The 5221-nt window shown below is 65.9% G+C and carries 5 protein-coding genes and 1 tRNA gene; 1 reads left to right on the plus strand and 5 read right to left on the minus strand.

The features are described 5' to 3' along the window. Both cobT and QZ847_RS15150 read right to left on the minus strand, forming a co-directional pair. Positions 1-958 (minus strand): nicotinate-nucleotide--dimethylbenzimidazole phosphoribosyltransferase (cobT, locus tag QZ847_RS15145; protein ID WP_294358013.1); only part of this gene is annotated, 958 nt, incomplete at its 3' end. Continuing rightward, positions 955-1398, minus strand: coding sequence for a DUF1636 domain-containing protein (locus QZ847_RS15150; protein ID WP_294358016.1), 444 nt, complete (start codon positions 1396-1398; stop codon positions 955-957). The genes cobT and QZ847_RS15150, both read right to left, overlap by 4 nt. 214 nt (positions 1399-1612) lie before the next feature. Between QZ847_RS15150 and QZ847_RS15155 the strand changes: the two genes are divergently transcribed. Next, positions 1613-3811 (plus strand): TonB-dependent receptor, encoded by a 2199-nt coding sequence (locus QZ847_RS15155; protein WP_294358019.1) that lies wholly within the window; start codon positions 1613-1615, stop codon positions 3809-3811. 52 nt (positions 3812-3863) lie between these two features. Here QZ847_RS15155 and mscL read toward each other — a convergent pair whose 3' ends face one another. The 3 genes from mscL to QZ847_RS15170 all read right to left on the minus strand — a co-directional run bounded on the left by mscL (position 3864) and on the right by QZ847_RS15170 (position 5091). Continuing rightward, on the minus strand, positions 3864-4316 hold the full coding sequence (gene mscL, locus QZ847_RS15160) for a large conductance mechanosensitive channel protein MscL (protein ID WP_294358021.1): 453 nt from the start codon (positions 4314-4316) through the stop codon (positions 3864-3866). 288 nt (positions 4317-4604) lie between these two features. Then, a tRNA-Ala gene (locus QZ847_RS15165) sits at positions 4605-4680 on the minus strand. An 87-nt stretch (positions 4681-4767) separates the two neighbouring features. Then, positions 4768-5091, minus strand: coding sequence for a TIGR02300 family protein (locus tag QZ847_RS15170; protein WP_294188795.1), 324 nt, complete (start codon positions 5089-5091; stop codon positions 4768-4770). Positions 5092-5221 lie beyond the last annotated feature (130 nt).

Below are 5221 nucleotides of genomic sequence, written 5' to 3' on the forward strand. Positions count from 1 at the left end.
CAAGCGCGGCGCGGATCACGCTCACCGCCACCGCTGCGCCGCTCCCCTCGCCCAGCCGCATGTCGAGCGACAGCAGTGGGCGCAGGTGCAGGCGATCGAGCAGGCGCCGGTGACCCGGCTCGGCCGAGCAATGCCCCGCGATCAGGTGTTCGACGATCGCCGGCATTGCCGTCGCGAGCGGCGCCACCGCCGCGGAGGCGATGAAGCCGTCGAGCACGACCGGGACGCGCGCATGCCGCGCCGCGATCACCGCACCCGCGATCGCGACGATCTCGCGTCCGCCCAGCCGTCGCAGGATCTCGAATGGCGTGTTCAGGCCGCTCTCGTGACGCAACAGCGCCGCATCGACCACTGCTGCCTTGCGCGAGACACCATCGCTGTCGACCCCCGTGCCCGGACCTACCCAGTCGCGTCCCTCACCGCCGAAGCTCGCCGCCGCCAGCGCCGCTGCCGCGGTCGAGTTGCCGATCCCCATTTCGCCGAGCACGAGCAGGTCGGCATCACCGATCGCCGCTGCGCCCGCATTCAGCGCGTACAGGCATTCCGCCTCGCTCATCGCCGCCGCGCTTGTGAAATCTTCGGTTGGACGATCGAGGTCGAGCGGCACGACCCGCAACGTCAGCCCGGCACTCGCCGCCAATGCGTTGATCGCCGCGCCGCCGCGCTCAAAATTCGCGACCATCTGCGCGGTCACGCTCGCCGGAAAGGCGCTGACGCCCTGCGCGACCACGCCGTGGTTGCCCGCGAACACGACGGCCCGACCGCGCTCGATCCGCGGGCGCTCGCGCTGCTGCCAACCCGCCATGAAGATCGCGATTTCTTCGAGGCGCCCCAGCGACCCCGCCGGTTTGGTCAACAGCCCCTGCCGCACCGCCGCCGCTTCACGCGCCTGCGCATCTGCTGCCGGCAAGGCTCGCAATGCTGTATCGAAGGCCGCAGCGCGATCAAACCGGATCACTCGACCACGAAGCCTGGCGGTGGCGTCCGCGTGATGAAATGTCCCTTCACGCCCTGTGGCCACTGCTTGAACGGCACCTGACCCCACTCGCTGTCGGCATAGGCGCGCGCATATTCCAGGATCGCTTGCGCTGCCTCATCGCCGGGTACGAACCGCCCCATGACATAGCCGACCTTCTCCGGCGCGCGCAGATGCACCGTGCAGAAGTCCTGGCAGGCGAACAGGCACGGCATTTCTTCGATCGCGATGCTCGCGAAGACGGGATCATCCGCGGCCACCCGTTGCAGTGCCTCGACCATTCGTGCGCCGCCGCGCTTCCCCTCGGCATCCTCACGCGCCTCGGCTGAGTGGCGGCAGGTGTTGCACGCGACCACCGCCACGCCGGCTGGGCTGGGCTTCAACGCCACCGGTCGTGCCTCGATACACTTGCCAAGCGGCATTCCTCACGATCGATCATCACGTCTCCAAAAAATTGCGTGTCCGCCGCGTGCGTCGGCAAGCCCGTCTCGATCGCCCGATAGCGCCGACTGCGCATTTTGTCCCCGAGTAGATACGCGACGAAGCAGCGCGGTGCCGGTGCGATGATGTAACATTGCGCTTGATATGTCGCAACGTTGCTCCTAGGCGCCACCGCAGGTGTTCAGGGAAACAGTGATGACCAAGTTCTTGCGTGCAACCGTCAGCCTCGCTGCCGTCGCGATCGCCGGCCCGGCGCTCGCACAGTCCGCGTCGGGCGGTACCGGCGCCACCAACGTGCAGCAGGGTTCCGGTTCCGCAACCGTCGCGACCTCGGCGCGGCAACCGAGCGTTGGCGACATCATCGTCACCGCGCCGGTCGAGCGCAGCGAGCGCGACGTGCTCCAGGGCACTTCGGTCCTCTCGGGCGAGGCGCTGACCCGCGATCTGCGCCCGACGATTGGCGAGACGCTGTCGCGGCTGCCCGGCGTGTCGGCGACCTCGTTCGGCCCGTCGGCCTCGCGCCCGATCCTGCGCGGCTTTCAGGGCGAGCGTATCCGCGTGCTGACCGACGGTATTGGCGCGATCGACGTGTCGAACACCAGCGTCGATCACGCGGTCGTCGTCGATCCCTTGCTCGCCGAGCGGATCGAGGTGCTTCGCGGTCCCAGCGCGCTCCTATTTGGCTCGTCCGCGGTCGGCGGCGTCGTCAACGTCGTCGACACGCGCATTCCGCGCACCGTGCCGGAGAACGGCTACCGCCTGAGCGGGATCGCCAACTACGGCTCGGCCGCGAACGAGCGTTCGGCCGAGATGGCGGGCGACGTGGCGGTCGGCCGCCACCTCGTCCTGCATGCCGACGGTTCGTATCTGAAGACCGACAATCTGCGTATCGGCGGCTTCGCGCTGTCGCGTGCCGCGCGCGCGGCGGCGCTCAGCCAGGTCGGCCTTCCTCAGGATGTCGCACCCGGCGAGGAGCCGATCGACTTCGCCGCCAATGCCGCGATCCGTGGCAAGCTGCCCAACAGCCAGTCGGAGACGTGGACCGCGGGCGTTGGCGCCAGCATCATCACCGACACCGGACAGCTCGGCATCAGCTACAGTCATTACGACAGCAATTACGGCATCCCGACGCGCTACGCGACGCAGGTTGGCCAGGAGCAGGAGGCGCCGCGCCTCGACCTCGTCCAGAACCGCGTCGACTTGCGCGGCGAGGTCGAGACCGGTGGCGGTTTCCTCGATCGCATCCGCATCCGCGCCGGCCAGGCGACCTATCGCCACTTCGAGCTGGAACCCGATGGCTCGGTCGGCACCGCCTTCTACAACAACGGGCTCGAGGGGCGGCTGGAGCTGGTCCAGGCACGCCGTGGTGTGTGGTCGGGCGCGTCCGGCGTTCAGTATTTCAACCGCCAGTTCAACGTCGTTGGCGACGAGGCTTTCCTGCCGCGCAATGAAACGAACCAGACCGGCCTCTTCACGCTCCAGCAGTTCGACTTCGGCAAGCTGAAGGCGGAGGCGGGCGCGCGATATGAATGGACCGATCAGGCGGCGAAGACTGATGCCGACCAGCGTTTCTTCGTCGGCAAGGCGAGCTACGGTGCCTTCTCGGGCTCGCTCGGCGCCAGCTACGGCTTCACCGACGCCCTTCGTGTCGGCGTTAACGGCTCCTACACCGAACGCGCGCCCTCGGCCGAGGAGCTGTTCGCCAACGGCGGCCATGCCGGCACGCAGGCCTATGAACTGGGCAACCCCGACTTCCGGCTGGAGCGCAGCTGGGGGTTAGAGGCTACGCTTCACGCGCACAGCGATCGCGTAAACTTCGACGCTTCGGCCTATTACAACTGGATCACCAACTTCATCTACGAGAACCAGGTGAACCAGGGCATCTGCGAGGCTGCGGCGGTGCAATACGGCGCTGCCGGGCGCACGGTCGACCTGCCCTGCTTCCAGTACAATCAGGCCGACGCGCATTACTACGGCTTCGAGGCCGATCTCTCCGCCAACCTCTTCACGATCGGCACCACGCGGATCAACGCCGACGTGCTGGGCGATTACGTCCACGCCAATGTCGTCGATCAGGGGCCGGTGCCGCGCATTCCGGCGCCGCGCGTGCTCGGCGGCGTGGAGGCGCAGGGCGACGCCTTCACCGCGCGCGCGGAGGTCGAGCATCTGTTTGAGCAGAACCGCACCGCCGCGTTCGAGACGGCGACTGACGATTATACGCTGGTCAACGCCAGCCTCGCCTTTTCTCCGTTCGGCCGCGCGAACAAGACGCAGCTGGTGCTGAGCGCGAACAACATTTTCGACGTGAACGCCCGCCGCGCGTCGAGCTTCCTGAAGGACTTCGCGCCGCTCGCCGGACGCGACCTGCGCGCAACGCTGCGCTTCGGCCTGTAAGTCGCGGGCGCCGGGCACCGCGTCGGCGGTACCCGGCGCGGTCACGCCAAGATTAAGCTGCTGGCGGACGCTGGCGTAGTTCGTCGCGAATCTCGCGCAACAGCACCAGTTCAGCGGGCTCGGCCTTTGGCGCTTCATCGACCGGCTTGTGGTGGAACGCGAGCAGGCGGTTCACCGAGCGGACGAGCAGGAAGATGATGAAGGCGACGATTAGGAAGTTGACCGCCTGCGTGATGAACTCGCCATATCCCAGCAGCGGCACGCCCGCCTTCTTCAGCGCGACATAGTCGGTCGATCCGACCAGTGCCGGCGGCACCTTCTCCGGTGACAAGACGAGAAAATAGCTCGAAAAATCAAGGCCACCGAAGATCTTGCCGATAATCGGCATCAGCACGTCTTCGGTCAGCGAGGTCACGATCTTGCTGAACGCCGCACCGATGATCACGGCAACCGCGAGATCGAGCACGTTGCCGCGCATGATAAAGGCTTTGAAATCGTTCAGCATGCTCGCTCCCTTTTGTTCGGCGATCTTTCCCACAAGCGAAAGACTTGCCGCGGAGCGTTAGAACACAATCATGCCGTGGCGGGTAGAAGCAATTGGCATGTGACCAAAGTCACGATCGTGTCGACGCCATTCGATCGGGATGCCTGACCACGCACGATTTCGCGCCTTCACGAACGCGCGCCTCGTTGAGGCAACTGACTAGCCGAGCTTCGCTCAAGGCCGCCGTGCGCCGATGCGCATACGTGCACGCAGATGCGCGAAACTGAACTACAGTATGCAGGAGGGAAATGGTGGAGCCGAGGGGGATCGAACCCCTGACCTTCGCAATGCCATTGCGACGCTCTCCCAGCTGAGCTACGGCCCCATTTCCGTTGGGAAGCGCCCACTAACCGGGCGCTGCGGGCTTGGCAAGCGGTGGATTGCACCATTTGCCAAGCCGGAACACAAAAAATCAGTTCTCGTCGTCGTCCTTGCTGGCTTCCACGCCAAGATCGTCGTCGCCGCCCAGATCGACCTCGTCGTCGGCCGAGGGCTCTTCGTCCTCGTTCGGCGCCAGATCCATATCCTCATCGTCGCCGGCGAGATCGTTGTCGGCGTCCTGCTTGGTCGTCTTCGCCGCCTCGAACGGCATCGGCTGCTTCGACTTCAAAATCGGCTCGGGCGCCCAGGCATACCCGCAATTGATGCAGGTGATGGGGTCGTCCTTGGTGAGGTCATAGAAACGCGTCGCGCATTTCGGGCACGTACGCTTCGTGCCCCATTCCGGCTGGATCATGCCGTGAAAGCCTTTCGGATGGGTGGTTCTGCAGGTAAGCCCTGCGAAGTGGGGCGCGCCTTGCCATAGCACAACCCGGCTGGCAAGCGGCGCGCATGTCGCATGCCGAACCCTCCCCCCTGACCGTTCC

It is taken from the genome of uncultured Sphingomonas sp. (assembly GCF_913778135.1).
Taxonomy (GTDB): domain Bacteria; phylum Pseudomonadota; class Alphaproteobacteria; order Sphingomonadales; family Sphingomonadaceae; genus Sphingomonas.